18 protein-coding genes and 1 pseudogene are annotated in these 21,661 nt (G+C 31.7%); 9 read left to right on the top strand and 10 right to left on the bottom strand.

The features are described from left to right. Positions 1-17: 17 nt before the first annotated feature. On the bottom strand, positions 18-1,937 hold the full coding sequence (locus ACW9UN_RS04545; RefSeq protein ID WP_459484288.1) for an ABC-F family ATP-binding cassette domain-containing protein: 1,920 nt from the start codon (positions 1,935-1,937) through the stop codon (positions 18-20). A 73-nt stretch (positions 1,938-2,010) separates the two neighbouring features. Here ACW9UN_RS04545 and ACW9UN_RS04540 point away from each other — a divergent pair, with 73 nt between their 5' ends. Next, a complete protein-coding gene (locus ACW9UN_RS04540) occupies positions 2,011-2,388 on the top strand; it encodes a DUF983 domain-containing protein (RefSeq protein WP_459484286.1) in 378 nt (125 codons plus the stop codon). A gap of 29 nt (positions 2,389-2,417) precedes the next feature. On the opposite strand, the gene ACW9UN_RS04535 is transcribed toward ACW9UN_RS04540, so the two are convergent. The 7 genes from ACW9UN_RS04535 to topA all read right to left on the bottom strand — a co-directional run bounded on the left by ACW9UN_RS04535 (position 2,418) and on the right by topA (position 11,838). Then, on the bottom strand, positions 2,418-3,548 hold the full coding sequence (locus ACW9UN_RS04535) for an NAD(P)/FAD-dependent oxidoreductase (protein ID WP_459484284.1): 1,131 nt from the start codon (positions 3,546-3,548) through the stop codon (positions 2,418-2,420). A gap of 21 nt (positions 3,549-3,569) precedes the next feature. Continuing rightward, positions 3,570-4,424: a type IX secretion system ring subunit PorN/GldN gene (porN, locus tag ACW9UN_RS04530; RefSeq protein ID WP_459484282.1), complete on the bottom strand. Its 855-nt coding sequence runs from the start codon at positions 4,422-4,424 to the stop codon at positions 3,570-3,572. A gap of 13 nt (positions 4,425-4,437) precedes the next feature. After that, positions 4,438-5,967 (bottom strand): type IX secretion system motor protein PorM/GldM, encoded by a 1,530-nt coding sequence (gene porM, locus ACW9UN_RS04525; RefSeq protein ID WP_459484280.1) that lies wholly within the window; start codon positions 5,965-5,967, stop codon positions 4,438-4,440. Positions 5,968-6,011: 44 nt separating this feature from the next. Beyond that, the gene (gene porL, locus ACW9UN_RS04520; protein ID WP_459484278.1) at positions 6,012-6,653 is read right to left on the bottom strand and encodes a type IX secretion system motor protein PorL/GldL; all 642 of its coding nucleotides are present in this window, start codon (positions 6,651-6,653) and stop codon (positions 6,012-6,014) included. Between the two features lie 36 nt (positions 6,654-6,689). Then, the gene (porK, locus tag ACW9UN_RS04515) at positions 6,690-8,048 is read right to left on the bottom strand and encodes a T9SS ring complex lipoprotein PorK/GldK (RefSeq protein ID WP_459484275.1); all 1,359 of its coding nucleotides are present in this window, start codon (positions 8,046-8,048) and stop codon (positions 6,690-6,692) included. A gap of 106 nt (positions 8,049-8,154) precedes the next feature. Then, positions 8,155-9,315 (bottom strand): formimidoylglutamase, encoded by a 1,161-nt coding sequence (locus tag ACW9UN_RS04510; RefSeq protein WP_459484272.1) that lies wholly within the window; start codon positions 9,313-9,315, stop codon positions 8,155-8,157. Between the two features lie 39 nt (positions 9,316-9,354). Further along, a complete protein-coding gene (gene topA, locus ACW9UN_RS04505) occupies positions 9,355-11,838 on the bottom strand; it encodes a type I DNA topoisomerase (protein WP_459484270.1) in 2,484 nt (827 codons plus the stop codon). Positions 11,839-12,038: 200 nt separating this feature from the next. Between topA and miaB the strand changes: the two genes are divergently transcribed. From miaB to ACW9UN_RS04465, 8 genes and pseudogenes are all read left to right on the top strand, one after another. Beyond that, the gene (gene miaB, locus ACW9UN_RS04500; RefSeq protein ID WP_459484269.1) at positions 12,039-13,493 is read left to right on the top strand and encodes a tRNA (N6-isopentenyl adenosine(37)-C2)-methylthiotransferase MiaB; all 1,455 of its coding nucleotides are present in this window, start codon (positions 12,039-12,041) and stop codon (positions 13,491-13,493) included. A gap of 194 nt (positions 13,494-13,687) precedes the next feature. Next, positions 13,688-14,911 (top strand): sigma 54-interacting transcriptional regulator, encoded by a 1,224-nt coding sequence (locus ACW9UN_RS04495; protein WP_459484266.1) that lies wholly within the window; start codon positions 13,688-13,690, stop codon positions 14,909-14,911. A 65-nt stretch (positions 14,912-14,976) separates the two neighbouring features. Continuing rightward, on the top strand, positions 14,977-15,474 hold the full coding sequence (locus tag ACW9UN_RS04490; RefSeq protein ID WP_459484263.1) for an LptE family protein: 498 nt from the start codon (positions 14,977-14,979) through the stop codon (positions 15,472-15,474). A 50-nt stretch (positions 15,475-15,524) separates the two neighbouring features. Next, positions 15,525-16,283 carry a DUF8458 domain-containing protein gene (locus ACW9UN_RS04485; RefSeq protein ID WP_459484262.1) on the top strand — a complete coding sequence of 253 codons (759 nt, stop codon included), beginning with the start codon at positions 15,525-15,527 and terminating at the stop codon, positions 16,281-16,283. After that, positions 16,283-16,615 (top strand): preprotein translocase subunit SecG, encoded by a 333-nt coding sequence (gene secG, locus ACW9UN_RS04480; protein ID WP_459484260.1) that lies wholly within the window; start codon positions 16,283-16,285, stop codon positions 16,613-16,615. The genes ACW9UN_RS04485 and secG overlap by 1 nt, the downstream gene beginning before the upstream one ends. 177 nt (positions 16,616-16,792) lie before the next feature. Beyond that, complete coding sequence (locus ACW9UN_RS04475) at positions 16,793-17,068, top strand: co-chaperone GroES (RefSeq protein WP_397447932.1); 276 nt, start codon at positions 16,793-16,795, stop codon at positions 17,066-17,068. A gap of 99 nt (positions 17,069-17,167) precedes the next feature. Then, on the top strand, positions 17,168-18,805 hold the full coding sequence (gene groL / locus ACW9UN_RS04470; RefSeq protein ID WP_459484259.1) for a chaperonin GroEL: 1,638 nt from the start codon (positions 17,168-17,170) through the stop codon (positions 18,803-18,805). A gap of 155 nt (positions 18,806-18,960) precedes the next feature. Next, positions 18,961-19,119: pseudogene (locus ACW9UN_RS04465) on the top strand (IS256 family transposase); the annotation flags it as partial. Between the two features lie 70 nt (positions 19,120-19,189). On the opposite strand, the gene ACW9UN_RS04460 reads toward ACW9UN_RS04465, so the two are convergent. Both ACW9UN_RS04460 and ACW9UN_RS04455 read right to left on the bottom strand, forming a co-directional pair. Continuing rightward, the gene (locus ACW9UN_RS04460) at positions 19,190-19,984 is read right to left on the bottom strand and encodes a 3-keto-disaccharide hydrolase (protein ID WP_459484257.1); all 795 of its coding nucleotides are present in this window, start codon (positions 19,982-19,984) and stop codon (positions 19,190-19,192) included. A gap of 9 nt (positions 19,985-19,993) precedes the next feature. Further along, positions 19,994-21,628, bottom strand: coding sequence for a glycoside hydrolase family 43 protein (locus tag ACW9UN_RS04455; RefSeq protein WP_459484256.1), 1,635 nt, complete (start codon positions 21,626-21,628; stop codon positions 19,994-19,996). Positions 21,629-21,661: the final 33 nt, after the last annotated feature.

The following is a 21,661-nucleotide window of genomic DNA, read 5'->3' as shown; positions in this document are numbered from 1 at the left end:
AACTTACTTACCAATTATTAAGAAAACTTAGAAATCTGCTCTTCTACCTTTTCCCAATCTTCCATTAAAGTATCTACTTTGGCTTTTTTAGCTTTGTAGTTTTTAAAGAAATTAGGTCTTGCAGAAACTTCATCGTAATTATTTGCCAATTCTAAGTCAAGTTTTTCAATTTCACTTTCTAAATCTGCAATTTCAGTTTCTATTTTAGAAAGCTTATTATTTAGCTTTTTCAACTCCTTTTCTTGCTCTCTAGACAATTGAAAGGCTTCGTTTTTAGAAGTATCTTTTTCTACTTTAACTACAGTTTTCTTTTCAGCTTCACGCAAACTTTCCATTTTGTGCTGCTCTAAGAAATAATCAATATCACCTAAATATTCTTTAATTTCTTTGTCTTTAAATCCGTAAACAGTACTTGTTAATCCTTGTAAAAATTCTCTGTCGTGAGAAACCACAATTAAAGTACCATTAAAATTATTCAACGCTTCTTTTAAAACAGTTTTAGAGGCAATATCTAAGTGGTTTGTTGGCTCATCCATTATTAAAACATTGAAAGGTTGTAATAATAATTTACATAAAGCTAACCTGTTTCTTTCACCTCCAGAAAGCACTTTGGCTTTTTTATCTACTGCATCTCCACCAAATAAGAAAGAACCTAACATATCTCTAACTCGCATTCTGTTAGAGTCTGTTGCAGCATCTTCCATAATTTCTAACACTGTTTTTTCTGGTGGTAAATATTCTGATTGATTTTGTGCAAAATACCCAACTTCTACATTATGACCGAGTTTTAAATGCCCTTCAAACGGAATTTCGCCAACCATCATTTTAGCTAAAGTTGATTTTCCTTGTCCATTTTGACCAACAAAAGCAATTTTACTATTTCTTTCTATTAATAAATCTACACCTTCTAAAACATGTTTATCTCCATAGCTTTTCGATAAATTTTCTGCCTCAATAATAATTTTTCCAGGCTCTTTAGAAATGGCAAAACGTACATTCATTGCTGCATTATCATCTTGATCTACTTCTATAAGCTCAACTTTATCTAACTGTTTCATTAAAGATTGCGCCATAGAAGCTTTACTAGCTTTAGCCTTAAACTTATTAATCAGTTGTTGTTTTTGCTTAATTTCTTTTTCTTGATTTTTCTGAGCTTGCAATTGTTTTTCTTTAATTTCTGCTCGTAATGCTAAAAACTGAGTGTATGGTTTTTTATAATCGTAAATCTGTCCTAAAGAAATTTCTATAGTTCTGTTGGTTACGTTATCTAAAAACATTTTATCGTGCGAAACCAGAACAATAGCTCCAGAATATCCTTTTAAAAAATTCTCTAACCAAATGATCGATTCAATATCTAAGTGGTTGGTTGGCTCATCTAACAACAAAATATCATTATTCTGTAAAAGCAATTTGGCCAATTCTATACGCATTCTCCATCCACCAGAAAAAGTATCAGTAAGTTTATTAAAATCTTCTCTTTGAAAACCTAAACCCTGTAAAATTTTCTCTGTATCACCTTGGTAATTGTATCCTCCTAAAAGTTCGTAACGTTCTTGTTTGTCTGTTAAATCTTGTATTAATTGCGTGTAAGAATCGCTTTCATAATCTGTTCTAGTTGTTAACTGATTATTAATATCTTCTAATTCTAACTCAATTTTTTTAATTTCTTCGAAAGCTTGGTAGGCTTCTTCTAAAATAGTTCTACCTTCTACAAAATCGATGTCTTGTCTTAAAAAGCCAATTTGTACATCTTTATCAAACGCCATTGTGCCTCCACTACTTTCTATATCTTTAGAAAGCACTTTTAATAAAGTCGATTTTCCTGCTCCGTTTTTACCAATTAAACCGATTCTATCTCCTTTATTTAATTTAAAAGTTATGCCAGAAAACAAATCAGTTCCCATAAATGAAACTGTTAAATTATGAACGTTTAACATGAATTGTAATAATTGTTACTTAATTAGATTGGTAAAAAATTTACCTTTGCAAAAGTAGATAAAATTTAAAGTTATGATGTTTAAAAAAGGCACAAAATTATATAGTATTGCAAATGGTAAATGCCCTAAATGTCATAAAGGAGATTTCTTTAAATATTCTTTTACTTTTCATCCATCAAAAGTTACAAAATTACACGATAATTGCCCAAATTGTAATTTAAAATATATGATGGAACCTTCATTTTTTTATGGAGCTATGTATGTAAATTACGGAATTACAGTTGCCATTTCTATTGCCGTTTTTGTAATTACAAAACTATTTTTAGATTTTGATTTATTGCAATCTTTTTTATCTGTGATTGTAGCTTTGGTGGTTTTAGCTCCAATAAACTTGCGTTTATCTCGAATTCTTTGGATTAATATGTTTGTGAATTATAAAGAAAAAGAATAATCTTAGACGTTATAAATTGCCGGTTACAACTACTCAAATCTTTGAATGTCTGTAACTGGATCTAACTCCTCTCCTTTTTCTAAATGATGAAACAGCTGTTTGGCAACAGTAGGTGCAATCATTACACCTCTTGTTCCTAAACCGTTTAAAATTGCTAAGTTTGGATATGCTGGATGTTTACCTATTAATGGTCTTCTATCTCTTATAGTTGGTCTAACACCAGCAGTTTGACTCATAATTTTATACGGAACATCGATAACTTTTTTAAGCTTTTCAACCAATTCACTTTTACCTTCTTCGGATGGTTTTGATGTTTTATCTTTCCAATTAAAAGTAGCACCAACCTTATAAACATGATTTCCTAAAGGCAATACAAACAAGGTAGATTTTAATAAAAAATTAATATTTAAATTTGGTGCATGAATAGTTATTAGTTCACCTTTTACTTCATTTAAAGGCAAATAATTAAAGAATAAGTTTTGTTTCATTCCAAAGCCTTCACAAAAAACAATTGTGTTTGTAATTATTCCTTTATACTCTAATTGTAGGTCGTTTATTTTTAATTTTTGATGTTCGAATTGCTCAAAATGTATTTTACCTTCTTCTTTTAGGTAATCTCTATAAAAGTTCACTAACTTTTTGGTGTCTATTCTTCCTGCATGATTTACATTTCCAAAACCAAAATCTCCAAAAACACCTGTTTTATTTTGATGATCTATTTCTGGGTCTATATAGTCAACTAATAAAGGTATATCTGAAGCAGCAAACCAATTATTCTGATCTTCTACAGATTTGAATGCTTTTTTGATGATGAATTTTTGATCAAACTGAGTTTGAAATTTTTTTTCTAATCTTTCATAAAATGGCATTGCTATTTCTAATTGTTGTTTGGCATTCCAAACTGGTGTAAATCGTTTTAAAATTACAGGATTGTAAACACCACCAGCTACTAAAGATGATGTTTGAGAGTCATCTTCGAAAACTAAAAAACTTTTATTTTCCTGAATCAGTTCTTCTGCAAATGCTAAACCTGCTAAACCTAAACCTACAATTATATAATCTACTTTCACTTTGTAAAAATAAAAAAGCGCTTGCAAATACAAGCGCTCAATATCTAAAAAATTTGCTTTAACTTTTAGATGCTGAAACAAGTTCAGCATAAGTTTTTACATTGCAAAAACTTAATAATTCCACATATCAATTTCTCTATTTCTGATATCTTCTTTGATTTTATCAGCTTCTAACAACTGAAATAACGAATTACCACGAACATAATCTGAAATGGACCTGTTTCCGTAAATATTTTCTTCTCTTACAATAACAGAACTGAATCTTCTAGCGTTTAACAGATGATCGTAAGAGATAGGATGAGATGCATTCTTTGGATTAAACACTTTAGAATCGTGCAACACTTGTCTTGCAGATGGGAAAAATATCCAAAACAATTCGTATAAGCTTTCATCCTCTACGCCTTCTACTCCAAATGATTGCACATCTTTTCCCATTGGCGCTAAGGCTAGCAATCTGTATTTCATTTCACCTTGACGTTTATCAAAATACCACATTCCTTTTAGCATATAACCTCCTATATCTTGCGCTTGTAATGTATACGTATCTGTGTATCCGTTTTCTTCACGTACGTTTACTAAACGAGATTCTATTTCTTCTTGAGTTATCTTAGATGTAAAAAAAGAATCTGTATATGCATTTTCTATTTTACCTTGTCTGATTCCTTTTACAAGTGTATCAAACAAAGACCTTCTATCTGGAGAAATATTTAATGTATCAATAGGAAAATAATAGGGTAAATTTATTTTTTGATTTAAATCTACAAACTCCCAAACCACTTTAGACCACATAATATCTCTATCATCTACATATCCATAGGGAATTGGGCCATCATTGTCTGCTAAAAGTTGTTGTTCATTTTTTTTACCAATATCTTCAGGATTTTTCCAGTTTAGCATATTGGATTGCCCACTTGCTAAAGCTGTAAAAAGGGTGAAAAATAATATGAAACAATTTTTATACATCATTAATTTTTTTATGTTAATTTGTTAACTCTATGTTTACAGGAAATACCTTTTTAAGAGGCACACCATTAGCAGTTGCTTTAATATCATAAATATTAATTTGATCTCCTCTTCTGGCTCTAGATAATTTCTGCTTTGCTGCAGCTGTTAACCTATCTCCGTTTACAATAATAGTTAGCTGACCAGGTATTTTGATTTTAAAGCCTGTTACTTTTACTTTTAAGTCGAAGTCAAAATCTTCATAACCAGCGGTAATTGGTGAATTCGCTAAACCTGATTTTGGCATTTTAACAGTACCTGATTGATTACGAACAAGCCCTACTGCAGCTGGTAAATCTTTAATTCTAAAAGTTGCTTTAGAATTTACAGTTTTACCACTACTTAATTTAGCACTTACATTAATAGTTGCAACTTTACCTGCACCAGGTTTTAAAATGTATTTTCCTCTACTTCCTGAAAGTGAACCTCCAGAAGCTGAAACTTTTAAATTATTATCACCTACACCAGGTAAAGAAACAGAAATCGGGTTATCTAAACTTCTGTATACCACATTCATCTTGTCCGCAGAAACCACAGCATTACTTGGTTCTGGGATAACAGAGTATGAACTTTCAAAGGGTACTTCAACTGGTTCTCCATTTTGAGTAAAAGTAATCTTACCCTTTATATCATGACTCCCCACATTACCAGCAGGCATATCTATAATAACTTGACCTGATTCTATTTTTTTGTAATCTCTACCATTTAATATTACATTATCTGGAATCATAGTGGCATCGTAACGTCCTAAAACGATTTTACCACTCACTTTTTCGCCTGCAAAATATGCGTTCTTATCTAACGCAACAATACCTTTATAATTATTAAGTGATAAAGATTCTTCTAATTTTCCACCTAATAAAGAACTCACAATATCAGCTTCAGTATTTCTAACGTCAGCTTGCATTTGTGTTAAACTTGTTAAAGAAGCTACTAATGGAAAACCTTCGTATCTTGCTTTTAACCATTCTACTGTTTTTCCTGTTTTGCTATTTTTAACGGGGTCTGTAGAAAATCTATCGTTTAAAATTGGTGTAAACTTGCTATTCTCTCCTAAAACTTTGGTTACGTTAGTTCTGTAGTTGTTGATTTTGTCTAAGAATTCTTGACCATTTTCAGTATATCCATCACCTTTAAAAAAATAAACGTCTAAAAACTCTGTTTTATCCATTGACTCATAATCTGTTTTATCTTCGATATCTGAAGTCATTTTAGTTTTTAGATCACCTAAATAGGTGTAGAAATCATCTGAGTATTTTTGTATTTGTTTTGCTTGTTTGTTTAATTCTCCAAACTTGGCCGTTTGTTCTGATGCCTTTGTTGCTAAATTAGCATAGGCTTCTTTATTCTTTTCTATTGTAGAAATGTTATTTTCTGTTAGTTTTTCGTTCATGAAGCCAAAAGCAGATAATACTTCTTTACTCATATTCATTGCCAACATTGCAATAAATACAAGGTACATTAAGTTTATCATTTTTTGTCTTGCAGACATTTTTCCTCCTGCCATAGTAATTAGTTTTTCTTGTTATACAATTTCATTGAACTAATTAATTATTTGGTAGACATTGCAGAAAGCATACCTCCATAAACTCCATTTAATGAAGATAGGTTTTTTGCTAAAGAATCCATCTGTTCTTTTAATTTTTGAGTATTCTCTACAACCTCTGAATTTAAACTGGCTTGTTTCGTAGTATTTTCTACCTGTACTTTATACAAACTATTTAAAGATTCCATTTGTGCAGCTGCTAAAGAAACTTGTTCATTGTATTTATTCGTAGAAGCTACAGATTCTGATGCGGATGACAAGCCTTCTGCTGCATTTTGAAAATTCTTCATACTGTTTCCTAAACTATCCATTAAAGCTGAATCAATTTTGGCTTCTTGTAACAAGTTATCTAATTTTTTAGACAACAAACCTTCTGCGCTTGCCTTTTCTTCCTTTTCAGCAACAAAACCATCATCATTTAATTCAGGGTAAACCTTAGACCAATCAAACTCATCCTCTGGCGCATCAAAAGCAGAAATTGCGAATACAGCTGCTTCAACCAATAATCCTATGGTAAGCATTACACCTCCTGTTATTGGTCCTATAGATATATGTTGAATTTTAAATAATGCTCCTACAATTACTACTGCAGCTCCCATTCCGTAAACGAAATTCATTGTTTTTTTGTAACCTCTTGATTGTGCCATTTTCTTTTTTTTTAATTCTTATTTTCTTTTTAATTTTTATTTGTTTGTTGTACCTAAATAATTTTGGACAGTTCTAAACCCTATATAGCTTCTTGCAGTATCAGCATATTCATAATCTCTTGAGCCTACTTCTAAATAATATGCAACGTCTTTCCAAGAACCACCTCTTATGATTTTTCTTTTATTTTTTCGATCCTCTACATTCGGATTCATTGTAGATGCCATGTAGTAAGAAGATAAGTTGTAAGCCGTATTTGTCCACTCAGAAACATTACCTGCCATGTTATACAAACCGTAATCATTTGCATTGAACGATTTTGCTTCAACTGTGTATAATGCACCATCAACAGCGTAATTACCTCTTACGGGTTTGAAATTTGCTAAGAAACAACCTCTATCACTTGTGGTACTCCCTGTTCCCCAAGGATAAGTTGCAAATTCTAAGCCACCTCTTGCAGCATATTCCCATTCTGCTTCTGTTGGTAATCTAAAATCTGGGACTAAGCTAGACCCTTTTTTACCTCTTAAATAATCATTTTTCTTTTTTGTTCTCCAATTACAAAAAGCATTTGCTTGTTCCCAAGTAACCCCAACTACTGGGTAATCTCCATAAGATTGATGATAAAAATAATCTTGGTGCATTGGGTCATTATATGAATAATTAAAATCTTTAACCCAAACTGTAGTATCTGGGTAAATATTTAAAACTTCAGTTTCTACAAAGTCTTTTCGATTCCCACCTTTTCTTGCTGCATTATCTCTATCAAACCAAGAATATTTATAGTTTAAATATTTGGTATTAAAAGTTCTAATTCCGTCTACAGCTTCTTCTCTGCTTATGTACAAAGAATCCATAACTTCTACATAGTCAACGTCTGGGTACTCATCTTTTTCCCAAATAAGATCTTCATCCCAATTTAATGGTTGTATGGTATCAAAACTATAGTAATTTTCATACATGTATTTTTGATAAGGTGTCGTGTTTTCTACAGTATCTTTATACGCATAATTTTGAATTCCTGATGTTCTTCGGTTGCCTTCTGCACCAGCATCTGCTCCTAAAGAAGCAAACTCTGCTTGCTCTGCTAACCTTGTTCTTACAATAGAATCTCTGACCCAAAATACAAATTCTTTATATTCGTTATTTGTAATTTCAGTTTCATCCATATAATAAGGTCTTACTGTTACAGTTTTGGTAGGTGTATTTAGCGTACCTAATATATCTTGGTCTTGTTTACCCATGGTAAAGGAGCCCCCTGGAATTAATGCCATTCCGTAAGGTTTTTCAGAAAACCATTTTTTATTAGACTTTACACCAACTAATTCTCCTCTATCATTAGAACCACAACTGTAAAAAACGGCTATTAAGAGTGCAAATATGGCTGCTTTTTTCATATTTTATTTTTGTCTTTACTAAAAGTTCGTAAACCTATTATTTTTTTTGCTAAGATACAATGTTGAAATTATATTTTTAAGCATTCATTTCTATTAAATTCGTAAATTATATCATTTTTTGCATGGCTTTATACCATCTTTCTGGTATAATTTGCTTTGTTGCATCTTTATAATCTTTATATGTACATGGTATTAACGCATGTCTTTTGTATTTATTATCTGATAAAATATTAATCTCCATCCACCATCTTCCAGTTTTATTGCTTTTATAAAATACTAACGAATCGTCATCTTCCATAATTACGGTAAACTTTTGATAATTTTCTTTGCCCGAAAACGGATAATCTTTTACTCTAAAGTTTACTCCTTCAATAAAATACCAAATCATTTGAGCAACTAAACTTGCTGTTTGATGATTATTATCGTATTTGTAGTTGTATTCGTAAATACCAAGTGAGGATACTTTATCACTAATGCCTGCGTATCTTGCAATGGCGCAAATTTCATCACCATAGAAACCATTGGGTGATGCGTTGTTATTTGCTGGTGCTTCACTTTGCCTAACAGCGCCTAAATCTATAGACACAATATCTGCATTTCTAAAAGCGGGCTCTATATTTTCTAATTCTTTAGCTTTGCCTAATCTACAGGTATCAAAAAATAAAGAATCAAACAACTTTATTTCTTCTTGGGCATTAAAATACGTTTGATAACCTACATTACTATAATTGAATAAATTGTTTGGTTTTTGCATGATGATTTTACTCAAATAGGACTGAGATGTAAGCTCATCATCTAAATTACCCAAATCAAAACGACTGTCTACTGCTGTAATGTTTATCGTTTGTTCTAAAGTATCGTAAGCACGATAATTTACGTAGGTTAAATCTTGGCCACCACCAATAATAATAGGAATAATTTGTTGTTTTACAAGTGAAGTAATTACTTCTGAGACCGCAAAATACGTGTCTGCAACTGTAGCGCCTTTTAGCACATTGCCTAAATCTGCAATTTCTAGATTCCATTTTCCTGGAAACAACTCGTACAGTTTTGTACGGATAAAATGTAAATTTTCACCACATCCAAAATTATTCTCTGAGTTTCTATCTTCTTGAACCCCAAAAATTGCTAACTTAACATGATCTAATTCTGGGAAACCATCTTGTTGGGTATGAATTCTTATTCTGTTCCCCAAACAATAAGGAGAACTCAGCAACAGCTTTGCTAAAGCTGTTTCTTTAACAGGGGATAAGAAATCTTTATTCATCAATTTTTTTTACTTGAAAACGCAATATACCAAAAATCTTTATTTCTTTTTAGTGGTTTTTCTTTTTCTTGTTTTTTTCTTTGGCGTTTTTGCTTCAATCATTTTTACTGCCTCTTCTTTAGACAGTTTTTCTATTTTGGTAGTTTTTGGCAATTCTACCTTTATTTTTCCTTTAATTACGTTGAATCTTCCCCATCTTGCCTTTTCTACTTTTATCCCAACATCTTCCCAATTATGGATTACCTTATCAATTTCTTTTTGTTTCTTTTCTTCAATTAAAGTTACAATATCATCATCTGAAAGGTTATCAAAATCGTATTTTTTATTTACGTTGATAAACATACCATTCCATTTTAAGAATGGCCCAAAACGCCCAACACCTTTTTGCACAGGTAAATCTTCATAGTGATAAATAGGAGCATCTGCTTTCTTTTTTGCTTCAATCAATTCTTCTGCTCTGGGTAAATCTACCTCCATAGGATTTTCTCCTTTATCTAAAGAAACATACATTTTGCCAAACTTAACATAAGGTCCAAAACGTCCATTAGAAACAATAACTTCTTCGCCTTCGTAAGTACCTAAAGTTTTAGGCAACAAAAACAATTCTAATGCTTCTTCTAGTGTAATTGTTCCTAAATGTTGGTCTTTATTTAAGCTTGCAAATTGCTTTTCTTCATCTTCTGGAGCACCAATTTGTGCAATTGGCCCAAATTTACCCAAACGCACTAAAACTGTTTTTCCACTCTGTGGATGTTTTCCTAAAATGCGTTCTCCACTTTCTCTTTCGGCATTTTCTTTAACATCTTCTACGTTATCATGAAATTTACTGTAGAATTCTTTAATCATTTCTGTCCAGTTTTCATCACCTTCAGAAATGTCATCAAAAGAGTTTTCTACTTTAGCAGTAAAACCAAAATCTAAAATATTTGAAAAATTAGCTACCAAAAAATCATTGACAATATTACCGATGTCTGTAGGTACTAATTTATTTTTATTAGCCCCTGTTTTTTCGGTTAACGATTTGCTTTTTACAATGCCATCAACCAAAATTAGTTGCTCGTAGTTTCTTTCTTTACCTTCATCTTGGCCTTTTTCAATGTAACCACGTCTTTGAACCGTAGAAATTGTGGGTGCATAAGTTGATGGACGACCAATACCTAATTCTTCTAATTGTTTTACCAAAGATGCTTCTGTAAAACGATAAGGTGGACTTGTAAAACGTTGTGTTGCATTGATAAAAGCGTAAGATAATTTATCGTTTATTTTTAAATTCGGCAGCATTCCTGCTTGTTCTTCCTCTTCATTATCAGTTCCTTCTAGATACACTTTTAAGAAACCATCAAATTTTATCATTTCACCATTTGCTGTGAAAATTTTATCGTTGTTAGAGTTTTCGATCTTTACGTTGGTTCTTTCTAATTGTGCATCACTCATTTGTGAAGCCAATGTTCTTTTCCAAATTAAATCGTACAATCTATTTTGATCGTATTCAGTGGAAATGGAATGCATTTTCATGTTTGTTGGTCTTATCGCTTCGTGGGCTTCTTGAGCGCCTTTTGCTTTCGACTTAAAAACACGTTGTTTGCTGTATTCTTTTCCGTAATAATTTGTAATTTCTTCTTCTGCCTCGTTTCTAGCATCAACAGATAAATTTACACTATCTGTTCTCATATACGTAATTAAACCAGCTTCGTATAAACGTTGTGCAACTTGCATGGTTCTACCAACCGCAAAACCTAATTTACGTGATGCTTCTTGCTGTAATGTTGATGTTGTAAATGGCGCTGCTGGCGACTTTTTTGCTGGTTTTTTTGTTAAATCTGCAATAGAAAAATCTGCATTTGCACACGATTTTAAAAAATCTTCTGCCGCTTTTTTAGAATTGAAATTCTTAGGAATAGTAGCTTTAAACTTCTTTCCTTCATCGTTTAAAAACTCTGCAACAACCTTATAATGTGTTTCTGCCTTAAATTCTAAAATACTTCTTTCTCGTTCAACTATTAATCGTACTGCCACAGATTGCACTCTACCTGCAGACAAACCGCCTTTTACTTTTCGCCACAAAACTGGAGATAATTCATAACCTACAAGACGATCTAAAACTCTACGTGCTTGCTGCGCATTCACCATATTATAATCGATATCTCTAGGATTTTCGACCGCTTTTAAAATGGCTTTTTTAGTAATTTCATGAAATACGATACGTTTAGTATTTTCATCTTTTAAATCCAATTGCTCTTTTAAGTGCCATGCAATTGCTTCTCCTTCTCGATCCTCATCACTTGCTAACCAAACAACATCTGCTTTCTTTGCTAACGTTTTTAATTTCTTAACAACAGGTTTCTTATCTGTCGAAACAATATATTTAGGACTAAAATCTCCTTCAACATCAATACCTAATTCTTTGGATGGTAAGTCTGCAATATGCCCATAACTCGATTCTACTTGAAATTCTTTTCCAAGAAACTTTTCGATAGTTTTTGCTTTTGCTGGTGACTCTACTATTACTAAATTCTTTGCCATTTATTTCTTTTTGTCGCTAAAACGCTTTAAAAACGTACTATTATCAGCTACAAAAGTAGTCAGTTTTTTGTGAAAAAAAATTTTTTATTGAATTTTCAATCGATAATTAACACTATTACAACATTATTTTTTCTGCCAATTTGTCATAAAAATACATTTTTGGTTGTATCTTTGCCCACCCTTTAATGGCAAATTAAAAGATGGAACACGTAGAAAAAATCATTGACGAAAAAAGACAAGGTAAAGCACTTGTAACCGAAAATAAAAAAGAAAATTCTAAAAAATTATTCATTGAAAGCTATGGTTGTCAAATGAATATGAACGATAGTGAAATTGTTGCATCTATTTTAGACAAGCAAGGTTATAACACCACTCAGGTTTTAGAAGAGGCAGATTTGGTCTTAGTGAACACTTGCTCAATTCGCGAAAAAGCAGAAACCACAGTTCGTAAAAGATTACAAAAATACAATGCTGTAAAACAAGTTAATAAAAAAATGAAAGTAGGCGTTTTAGGCTGTATGGCTGAACGTTTGAAAGAAAAATTTTTAGAAGAAGAAAAAATTGTTGATTTGGTTGTTGGTCCAGATGCTTATAAAGACCTCCCAAATTTATTAGAAGAAGTAAATGAAGGTAGAGATGCTGTAAATGTAATTTTATCTAAAGAAGAAACCTATGGAGACATTTCTCCTGTGCGTTTAAATTCTAACGGAGTTTCCGCTTTTGTTTCTATAACTAGAGGATGCGATAATATGTGCACATTCTGTGTAGTACCTTTTACTCGTGGACGAGAAAGAAGTCGTGACCCAAAAAGTATTCTTGAAGAAATTCAATCTATGGTTGATAAAAACTTTAAAGAAATTACGCTTTTAGGTCAAAATGTAGATAGTTTTCTTTGGTATGGAGGTGGTTTAAAGAAAGATTTTAAAAAAGCTTCTGAAATGGCGCAAGCAACAGCTGTAGATTTTGCTCAGCTGTTAGATATGTGTGCTACAAAATTTCCTAAAACACGTTTCCGTTTTTCTACATCAAACCCTCAAGATATGAGTTTAGATGTAATTCACACTATGGCCAAACACAAAAATATTTGCAAGTACATTCACTTACCTGTACAAAGTGGAAGTAATGCCATGTTAAAAGCCATGAACAGACAACATACTCGAGAAGAATATATGGAGTTGGTTGATAATATTTACAATATAATTCCAGAAATGGCTTTATCACAAGATATGATTGTTGGTTTTTGTGGAGAAACAGAACAAGATCATCAAGACACTTTAGATTTAATGGAGTATGTAAAATACGATTTCGGATTTATGTTTGCATATTCCGAAAGACCAGGAACTTTAGCTGGCAAAAAAATGGATGATGATGTGCCTGCAGCTGTAAAAAAACGTCGTTTAACAGAAGTTATCGATTTACAACAAAAACACTCATTATATAGAACACAACAACATTTAGGCAAAATTGAAGAAGTTTTAATAGAAGGTACTTCTAAGAAAAATCCTAATGAATGGAAAGGAAGAAACACACAAAATACAGTAATCGTTTTTCCTAAAGAACATTATAAATTAGGAGATTTTGTAAATGTAAAAGTAGAAGATTGTACCTCAGCAACCTTAAAAGGAACTGCTGTTGGGTATTCTGATAACAACTAAATAAGCCCCTCCTAACCTCCCCAAAAGGGAGGAACTCCAATCTTTGTGGAAAATTGGGGTATTTAGGTTGGAGTTTTAAAAATTAAAAAAAATACAAGACAAAGGAATAAAAAAGACGTTCACAATTACTTCCCTTTCGGAAGATGAGGATGTGCAAATTTTTCCTCTTTGGGGAAATTAAAAGAGGCTTATTTATGGAAAACTTACAAGCATTAAAACAACGTTTTGGAATTATTGGTAACGATATTCAATTAAACAGAGCTTTAGAAAAAGCAGTTAGAGTTGCGCCTACTGATATTTCTGTTTTAGTAACAGGAGAAAGTGGTGTTGGTAAAGAAAGTATTCCAAAAATTATACATTCTTTATCGCACAGAAAACACGCCAAATATATTGCGGTTAACTGTGGTGCAATTCCTGAAGGAACTATAGACAGTGAGTTATTTGGACACGAAAAAGGAGCTTTTACAGGAGCTACACAAGATAGAAAAGGATATTTTGAAGTTGCTGATGGTGGAACTATTTTTTTAGATGAAGTTGGTGAGTTACCTTTAACCACACAAGTACGTTTGCTGCGTGTTTTAGAAAACGGAGAATTTATAAAAGTAGGTTCATCTAAAGTACTAAAAACAAACGTTAGAATTGTAGCAGCAACCAATGTAAATATGCGATCTGCTATTCAAAAAGAAAAATTTAGAGAAGATTTATATTACAGATTAAGCACGGTAGAAATTAGCTTGCCAGCTTTGAGAGATCGTAATGAAGATATTCATTTATTATTTCGAAAATTTGCTTCCGATTTTGCCCAAAAATACAGAATGCCTTCTATCAGATTAGATGAAAATGCAGTAAACATTTTATTAAATTATCGATTTCCTGGCAATATTCGTCAATTAAAAAATTTAGCAGAGCAAATATCTGTTATAGAGGAAGATAGAATAGTTTCTGCAACAAAATTAAAGCAATATTTACCCGATAATAATGGAAATTTACCTGCCATTGTTGGCGGTAAAAAAGACAATGATTTTTCTACAGAACGTGATATTATGTATAAGATTTTGTTTGATATGCGAAATGATATCAACGATTTAAAGAAATTGACTTTAGATTTGATGAAAACCGGAAATGTAGAAGAAGTTCAAGAAGAAAATCATAGACTTTTAGAAAAAATATACAACAACAAAGACTTAGAAGATTTAGATATTGAGGTTTTAAACATCCCTCAAAAAACATCAGAAGAGCAAGAATATGATTTCATTGAAACCATTGAAGAAGACGAATCTTTATCTTTGCAAGACAAAGAAATCGAGATGATTAAAAAATCTTTAGAAAAAAACAACAACAAACGTAAATTGGCTGCTAAAGAATTAGGTATTTCTGAACGCACATTATACCGAAAAATTAAACAATACGATTTGTAAATTAAAATAAGTAAAGTATTCACTGTAACTTTCTTCCTTGGTTTTTTTTGACAATATGTAAACTCATGAAAAAAATAATTTTATCCTTAATCATAATTACCACTTTAATCGGTTGTGGAGCTTACTCCTTTACTGGAGGAAATACTGGAGATGCAAAAACCATTCAAATTGATTTTTTCCCAAACAACGCACCTCTTGTAGAACCTGCTTTAACCCAACGATTTACAAACGATTTGCAAGATTTATTTACACGTCAAACAAATTTAACACTTACCAATTCTAATGGCGATTTGCATTTTAGTGGTGAAATTACCGGATACAGAGTAACACCAATGAGTGGAACATCAGATCAAACTGCAGCTCAAAATAGATTAACAGTTACTGTAAACGTTCGTTTTACCAACAAACTAGAAGAAAAAGATGATTTTGAAAAAAACTTTTCTTTTTACTCTGATTTTGCAGCAGATGCTCAGTTAACTGGAGGAGTTCTTGAAAGCGCATTAGATGAAATTGTAGAACGATTGACACAAGATATTTTTAATGCATCAGTAGCAAAATGGTAACAATCAGGTAACCCTTAACAGAGTAATACACACTCTTAAAATTATAAAAATTGAAATTAGAGCGATTTAACAACTTATTAGCCAATAAAACTCCAATTCAGCAATTAGACACTGCAGAGTTAAAAACTATTATTGATGAATTTCCCTATTTTCAGTCAGCTAGAGCTTTGTATTTAAAAGGATTAAAAAATCAGGACAGCTTTAAATACAATAACGAATTAAAAATAACTGCTGCCCATACTACAGACAGAACAGTTTTATTTGACTTTATTACATCTAAAGAATTTGAAAATTCTGATAAAGAAATTCATCAACAAATTCAAAGTAAAATTTCGGAAAAAGAGCCAACAAAAACACCTCTAGAAGATAAAGCTGTAAAACCAGAAGAAACTTTTAAACCTATTAAAAACACAGAAGAACAATTGGCAATAGGCAAACCTATTCCGTTTGTAAAATCAGAAAATTATTCATTTAATCAATGGTTACAACTGTCTGCAAAAAAAACAATCATCAGAAAAGAAACCTTAGAACCCCCTATATCTAAAAAAGAAAAAATTATTGAAAAATTTATCAAAACAAACCCTAAAATAGAACCGCTTTCAAAAGACAAATCGGTATCTATTGCTATCGCTAAAAACAAGCAAGATTCGTCTTTAATGACAGAAACTTTGGCTAAGGTATATCTTGAGCAAAAAAAGTACGATAATGCTATTCAAGCATATAGAATTTTAAGTTTGAAATATCCAGAAAAAAGTGGTTTCTTTGCAGACCAAATTAAAAGAATACAAATTTTACAAAAACATAAATAATGAGTTATACAGCATTTTTAATATTAATTTTAATAGTAGCAGTAGCTTTAATTTTAATAGTAATGGTTCAAAACCCTAAAGGTGGAGGTTTATCTTCTTCTTTTGGTGGTGGAGGCGCACAATCTTTAGGTGGCGTACAAAACACCAATAACTTTTTAGACAGAACAACCTGGACCTTAGCCATAGCAATGTTTGCTTTAATTTTATTGGCAAATTTTGCTATTCCAAGAGAAGGAGCAAATAATGTAAATTTAGACAATACTTTAGACGGAGTTGAAACCACAATTCCTGCTGAAAACTCAACACCAATAACAAACGATAGTATCAACTAAGTTTTAGTTTAAACATATTAAAAATGCCAACGAAAATGACACGTTGGCATTTTTTTATGGGCAAAATTCAAGTATAAAATCAATCAAAGTAAAATTGTCAGTTTTTAAGCAATGGCACAATTTCTGAAAGCTATTTAGCATAAAAAATAATTTTAATAAATCAAAATTTATAAAACAATGGGATTAAACATTAAACCTTTAGCAGACAGAGTTCTTGTAGAACCTGCTCCAGCAGAAACAAAAACCGCTTCTGGATTAATCATACCAGATAATGCAAAAGAAAAACCGCAAAAAGGAACTGTTGTTGCAGTTGGCAATGGTAAAAAAGACGAGCCTTTAACTGTAAAAGTTGGTGACACTGTTTTATATGGAAAATATGGTGGAACTGATTTAAAATTAGAAGGTGTAGATTATTTAATGATGCGCGAATCTGATATTTTGGCGATTATTTAATTCGCTAACTGCTATTAGCGTTTCGCTTTTAGCCAACTAAAATAATTAATTAACTAAGCCAATAGCGAAAAGCTAGAGGCAAAAAGCTAAAATAAAACAATGGCAAAAGATATAAAATTTGATATAGAAGCTAGAGATGGCTTAAAACGTGGAGTTGATGCATTAGCAAATGCAGTAAAAGTAACTTTAGGACCAAAAGGAAGAAATGTAATTATTTCTAAATCTTTTGGCGCACCAACAGTAACTAAAGATGGTGTTTCTGTTGCGAAAGAAGTAGAGTTAGAGAATGAGCTTGAAAACATGGGAGCTCAAATGGTAAAAGAGGTGGCTTCTAAAACCAACGATTTAGCTGGTGATGGAACAACAACTGCAACTGTTTTAGCGCAAGCAATTGTAAAAGAAGGCTTAAAAAATGTTGCAGCTGGTGCAAATCCAATGGATTTAAAAAGAGGAATTGACAAAGCTGTTGAAGCAATTGTAGCAGATTTAGAAAACCAAACTCAAAAAGTTGGTAACTCTTCAGATAAAATTCAACAAGTAGCTTCAATTTCTGCAAATAACGATGCTGTTATTGGAGACTTAATTGCAACAGCTTTCGATAAAGTTGGCAAAGAAGGTGTAATTACAGTAGAAGAAGCAAAAGGTACAGATACTTATGTAGATGTTGTAGAAGGTATGCAATTTGATAGAGGGTATTTATCGCCTTACTTTGTTACTGATGCAGATAAAATGATTGCAGATTTAGAAAATCCTTATGTTTTATTGTTTGATAAAAAGATTTCTAACCTACAAGAAATTTTACCAATTTTAGAACCAGTTTCTCAATCTGGTAGACCTTTATTAATTATTGCAGAAGATGTAGATGGACAAGCTTTAGCTACTTTAGTGGTTAATAAATTACGTGGTGGCTTAAAAATTGCTGCTGTAAAAGCTCCTGGTTTTGGAGACCGTAGAAAAGCAATGTTAGAAGATATTGCAATTTTAACTGGTGGAACTGTGATTTCTGAAGAAAGAGGATTCTCTCTAGAAAATGCAACTTTAGATTTATTAGGTACTGCAGAAAGCATCACTATAGATAAAGATAACACAACTATTGTAAATGGTTTAGGCGATGCAGAAGCGATTAAAGGAAGAGTAAACCAGATTAAAGCGCAAATAGAAACTACTACTTCTGATTACGATAAAGAAAAACTACAAGAACGTTTGGCTAAATTAGCTGGTGGTGTTGCAGTTTTATATGTTGGTGCTGCTTCTGAAGTAGAAATGAAAGAAAAGAAAGACAGAGTTGATGATGCTTTACACGCTACAAGAGCTGCAGTTGAAGAAGGTATTGTTGCTGGTGGTGGTGTTGCTTTAGTACGTGCTAAAAAAGTATTAGAATCTTTGGTTACTGAAAACCTAGATGAAACTACAGGAGTACAGATTGTAAACAAAGCAATCGAATCGCCATTAAGAACTATTGTAGAAAATGCTGGTGGAGAAGGTTCTGTAGTAATCAACAAAGTATTAGAAGGTAAAAAAGACTTTGGTTACGATGCAAAATCTGATGCTTATGTAGATATGCTAGAAGCAGGTATCATCGATCCTAAAAAAGTAACTCGTGTTGCTTTAGAAAATGCAGCTTCTGTTGCTGGTATGATTTTAACTACAGAGTGTGCTTTAGTAGATATTAAAGAAGATGCTCCTGCTGGTGGTGGAATGCCTCCAATGGGTGGTGGAATGCCAGGAATGATGTAATCTAATAGCATTTTTCTAACTGTCTATTACCAATGTAATGTACTACTCTCCCTTATCGTTTTCTCGATTTTATGGAGATAGCTTAAATAAAAATCCGATAGAATTTTCTATCGGATTTTTTGGTTTTGTACAAGTTTTTTTAAGTTAAATTAGGTACTAAAAACAAACTCTCTTACCCTACTGATGATGCTGTTATTAAATCTGTATTTTTAGCTTTAAGAGAATCCACAAGAAAATGGAAAATGCCAATTAGAAATTGGGGAATCATCTTAAACCAACTTTTGGCTATATTTAAAAACAGGATTAAACTATGAAAAATCTAATCCTGTAATTTTTAACTTACACACTTGATGGGAAAGTGTCCTTTTTTGGTTTTTATTATATCTAATATTCCTTTAAAAAAACATTTTTATAATACAACTCTGCTCCTTCAGCTTGAAGTAATATTTTACCCTCTATTAATGGAATCATTTTTTTTAATTCAGTATCCCAACGTTTCATATTTATAGCCTCATTAACAACCTTTCCATTTAGTTTAAATAGTGCATTATCTTCAATAACTTCTATTTCTAAAAAATTCCATTGGCCATGTGGTTTTTCCCAATCATATCCTCTATGAAATCTATTAAATTTCCCTTTTCCATAACCTCCTCTTGTTATAGTATCTCCTTTCTTACTATAATTTCTAATAACACTGTTTACTTTTGATGAGACTTGAGTATTTATAGCCCAAACATCTCCTGTATCTCCTTCTTGAATTTGACATTCTACACTATTTGGCCATATAATATTATTGCCAAAAACATGAAATAAAACACCTGCATCTCTTACAAAATTGTTTCTTGGAGCAAACTTATTTTCACCCCATTTATATTCTAATTGCAAAGAGTAATTTTTATACTTTTTCTTTGTAATTATCCCTGCAAAAGTTTGTGTAGAATTATGTTTTTGTGTTGGATATACATGAATAATACCATTTTCAACTTTAAAAATATCATTAATTGTTCCTTGATATGTTGCATCTCTTGTAAAAAAAGACCAATTATCTAAATTTTTACCATTAAAAAGTGCTATCCATCCTTTAGGAGGATTTGATTTAGATTTACCAACAATCTCTTCTTTTTCTTTTTTACAGGCTAAAGTGAATATCACAACTATTATTAAAAAACTATTTTTCATTTTAACATTTTATTCTTTTAAATAATTATATTTAAACCAATCAAAAATTGCTTTATTTTTTGATTTTTTTCCTTGACTACTTGTATACATACCCACATAAGCCCCTATAAATCCCCCAGCCACTTTTGAGGTAAGTACAGATGCTTCTTGATCTTTTCCTATTTGATGTAAATTACTTTCATCATCACCATAAAAGAATTGAAGAGACATCCCTTTATTAATCATTCTCATGATAACAACATCTTTTTTATAAAATACAGAAGCTACTTGAGTAATTGTTTGCTCTTTTCGGTTTTTGTTATAGACTTTAAAAAGTTGAATGCTGTCTTTGGTTTTTAATAATTGGTATTGATAGTTTTTATTCTGAAACGTTACCAAACCTGCAACTTCATTTGTTTTTCTAGTTGTAAAGTTAAATTTTGTAGTTGCTTGACTTTTTAAATATTTTAATCTGCGCGCAATTACTGAAGGATTCTTCCTATCTGTTATTTTTTCTGGTCTTGTCTTTATTTCAAGAACACCATTTTTTAAATTGTACCATTTTTCTTGTGGCGTTCTAATAAAATTCCAATCAAAGGCTAATTTGTCCGTATTAAAATCATCTTTTGTTTCTTTTTTAAACGGATGCCATGGTAAATTTGGTCTTTTATCTTCTAGCAAAACTTGCCCTTTTCCTTTATTAAATATGGGTGTTGTTCCTTCAAAAGTAACTGGAGTTAAAAAAGTTTCACGACCTAAATAATACTTACCATTAATAGGTCTGCAGCCTAACATTACTGACCACCATTCTCCATTTTGAGTTTGTACTAAATCTGAGTGACCAATTGTAGTTATTGGAAAACCGCTACCAAAATGCCTGTGCGTTAACACAGGATTTATTTGTGTCGGTGCGTAAGGTCCTGTAACTTTATTTGCTGTAAAGGTGGTAATTGCATGATTGTTCCAAGTGCCACCTTCAGAGATCATTAATAAATATTTTCCATTAATTTTATAGATGTGAGGGCCTTCTGCAAACTTTGCATTTGTTGCATGACCTGATGTTAATACAATGGGATCTGTTAAAATTTTACCCGTTTTTAAATCTATTTCGCTGATGTAAATTTTGTCTTGAGAAGGCCATTCTCTTCCCCCTTCTAAAGCGTGTGTGGAGCCTATGTAGTAGGTTTTCCCATCATCATCCCAAAAAATTGTAGGGTCTATTCCATAGGATTTATCTACCCAAATAGGATCTGACCAAGGTCCTTCTGGGTTTTTTGCTGTTACATAAAAATTATCACCACAATTACATGTGTTTATACATTGTTTACAAGTTACAATTACGTAAAATAAACCATCTTTATAACGAATTGTTGGCGCCCAAATACCACCTCCATTACTAGGCGTTTTCATATTTAATTGCTCTTTTCTTGTAAGTACATGTCCAATTTGTTTCCAATTTACTAAGTCTTTGCTGTGGAAAATTGGAATACCAGGAAACATATTAAAAGAGGAGTTTACCAAATAATAATCTTCACCTACTCTTGTAATTGATGGATCTGGATGAAAACCAGAAATTACAGGGTTTTGAAATGTTTTTGGAGCCTCTTGTGAATAAAAATTATGCAACAACAAAAAAGTTACAAAACCTAATACAATATTTCTCATTTTGTAAAATTTAATTATACTTTGAGTTTAGAT

The sequence above is a fragment of the Polaribacter litoreus genome (assembly GCF_054584775.1).
The sequence above is the reverse complement of the archived record's forward strand: the minus strand, read 5'-3'. Positions and strand labels throughout refer to the sequence as shown.

Excerpts from the sequence above, each read along its gene's own strand:
- ACW9UN_RS04545 (WP_459484288.1), bottom strand. The coding sequence starts at position 1,937 with ATGTTAAACGTTCATAATTTAACAGTTTCATTTATGGGAACTGATTTG.
- ACW9UN_RS04490 (WP_459484263.1), top strand. The coding sequence starts at position 14,977 with ATGAAAAAAATAATTTTATCCTTAATCATAATTACCACTTTAATCGGT.
- ACW9UN_RS04510 (WP_459484272.1), bottom strand. The coding sequence starts at position 9,315 with ATGAATAAAGATTTCTTATCCCCTGTTAAAGAAACAGCTTTAGCAAAG.
- ACW9UN_RS04455 (WP_459484256.1), bottom strand. The coding sequence starts at position 21,628 with ATGAGAAATATTGTATTAGGTTTTGTAACTTTTTTGTTGTTGCATAAT.
- ACW9UN_RS04475 (WP_397447932.1), top strand. The coding sequence starts at position 16,793 with ATGGGATTAAACATTAAACCTTTAGCAGACAGAGTTCTTGTAGAACCT.
- ACW9UN_RS04535 (WP_459484284.1), bottom strand. The coding sequence starts at position 3,548 with ATGCTGAACTTGTTTCAGCATCTAAAAGTTAAAGCAAATTTTTTAGAT.
- ACW9UN_RS04540 (WP_459484286.1), top strand. The coding sequence starts at position 2,011 with ATGATGTTTAAAAAAGGCACAAAATTATATAGTATTGCAAATGGTAAA.
- topA (WP_459484270.1), bottom strand. The coding sequence starts at position 11,838 with ATGGCAAAGAATTTAGTAATAGTAGAGTCACCAGCAAAAGCAAAAACT.
- groL (WP_459484259.1), top strand. The coding sequence starts at position 17,168 with ATGGCAAAAGATATAAAATTTGATATAGAAGCTAGAGATGGCTTAAAA.
- porM (WP_459484280.1), bottom strand. The coding sequence starts at position 5,967 with ATGGCAGGAGGAAAAATGTCTGCAAGACAAAAAATGATAAACTTAATG.
- secG (WP_459484260.1), top strand. The coding sequence starts at position 16,283 with ATGAGTTATACAGCATTTTTAATATTAATTTTAATAGTAGCAGTAGCT.
- miaB (WP_459484269.1), top strand. The coding sequence starts at position 12,039 with ATGGAACACGTAGAAAAAATCATTGACGAAAAAAGACAAGGTAAAGCA.
- porN (WP_459484282.1), bottom strand. The coding sequence starts at position 4,424 with ATGATGTATAAAAATTGTTTCATATTATTTTTCACCCTTTTTACAGCT.
- ACW9UN_RS04495 (WP_459484266.1), top strand. The coding sequence starts at position 13,688 with ATGGAAAACTTACAAGCATTAAAACAACGTTTTGGAATTATTGGTAAC.
- porL (WP_459484278.1), bottom strand. The coding sequence starts at position 6,653 with ATGGCACAATCAAGAGGTTACAAAAAAACAATGAATTTCGTTTACGGA.
- ACW9UN_RS04460 (WP_459484257.1), bottom strand. The coding sequence starts at position 19,984 with ATGAAAAATAGTTTTTTAATAATAGTTGTGATATTCACTTTAGCCTGT.
- porK (WP_459484275.1), bottom strand. The coding sequence starts at position 8,048 with ATGAAAAAAGCAGCCATATTTGCACTCTTAATAGCCGTTTTTTACAGT.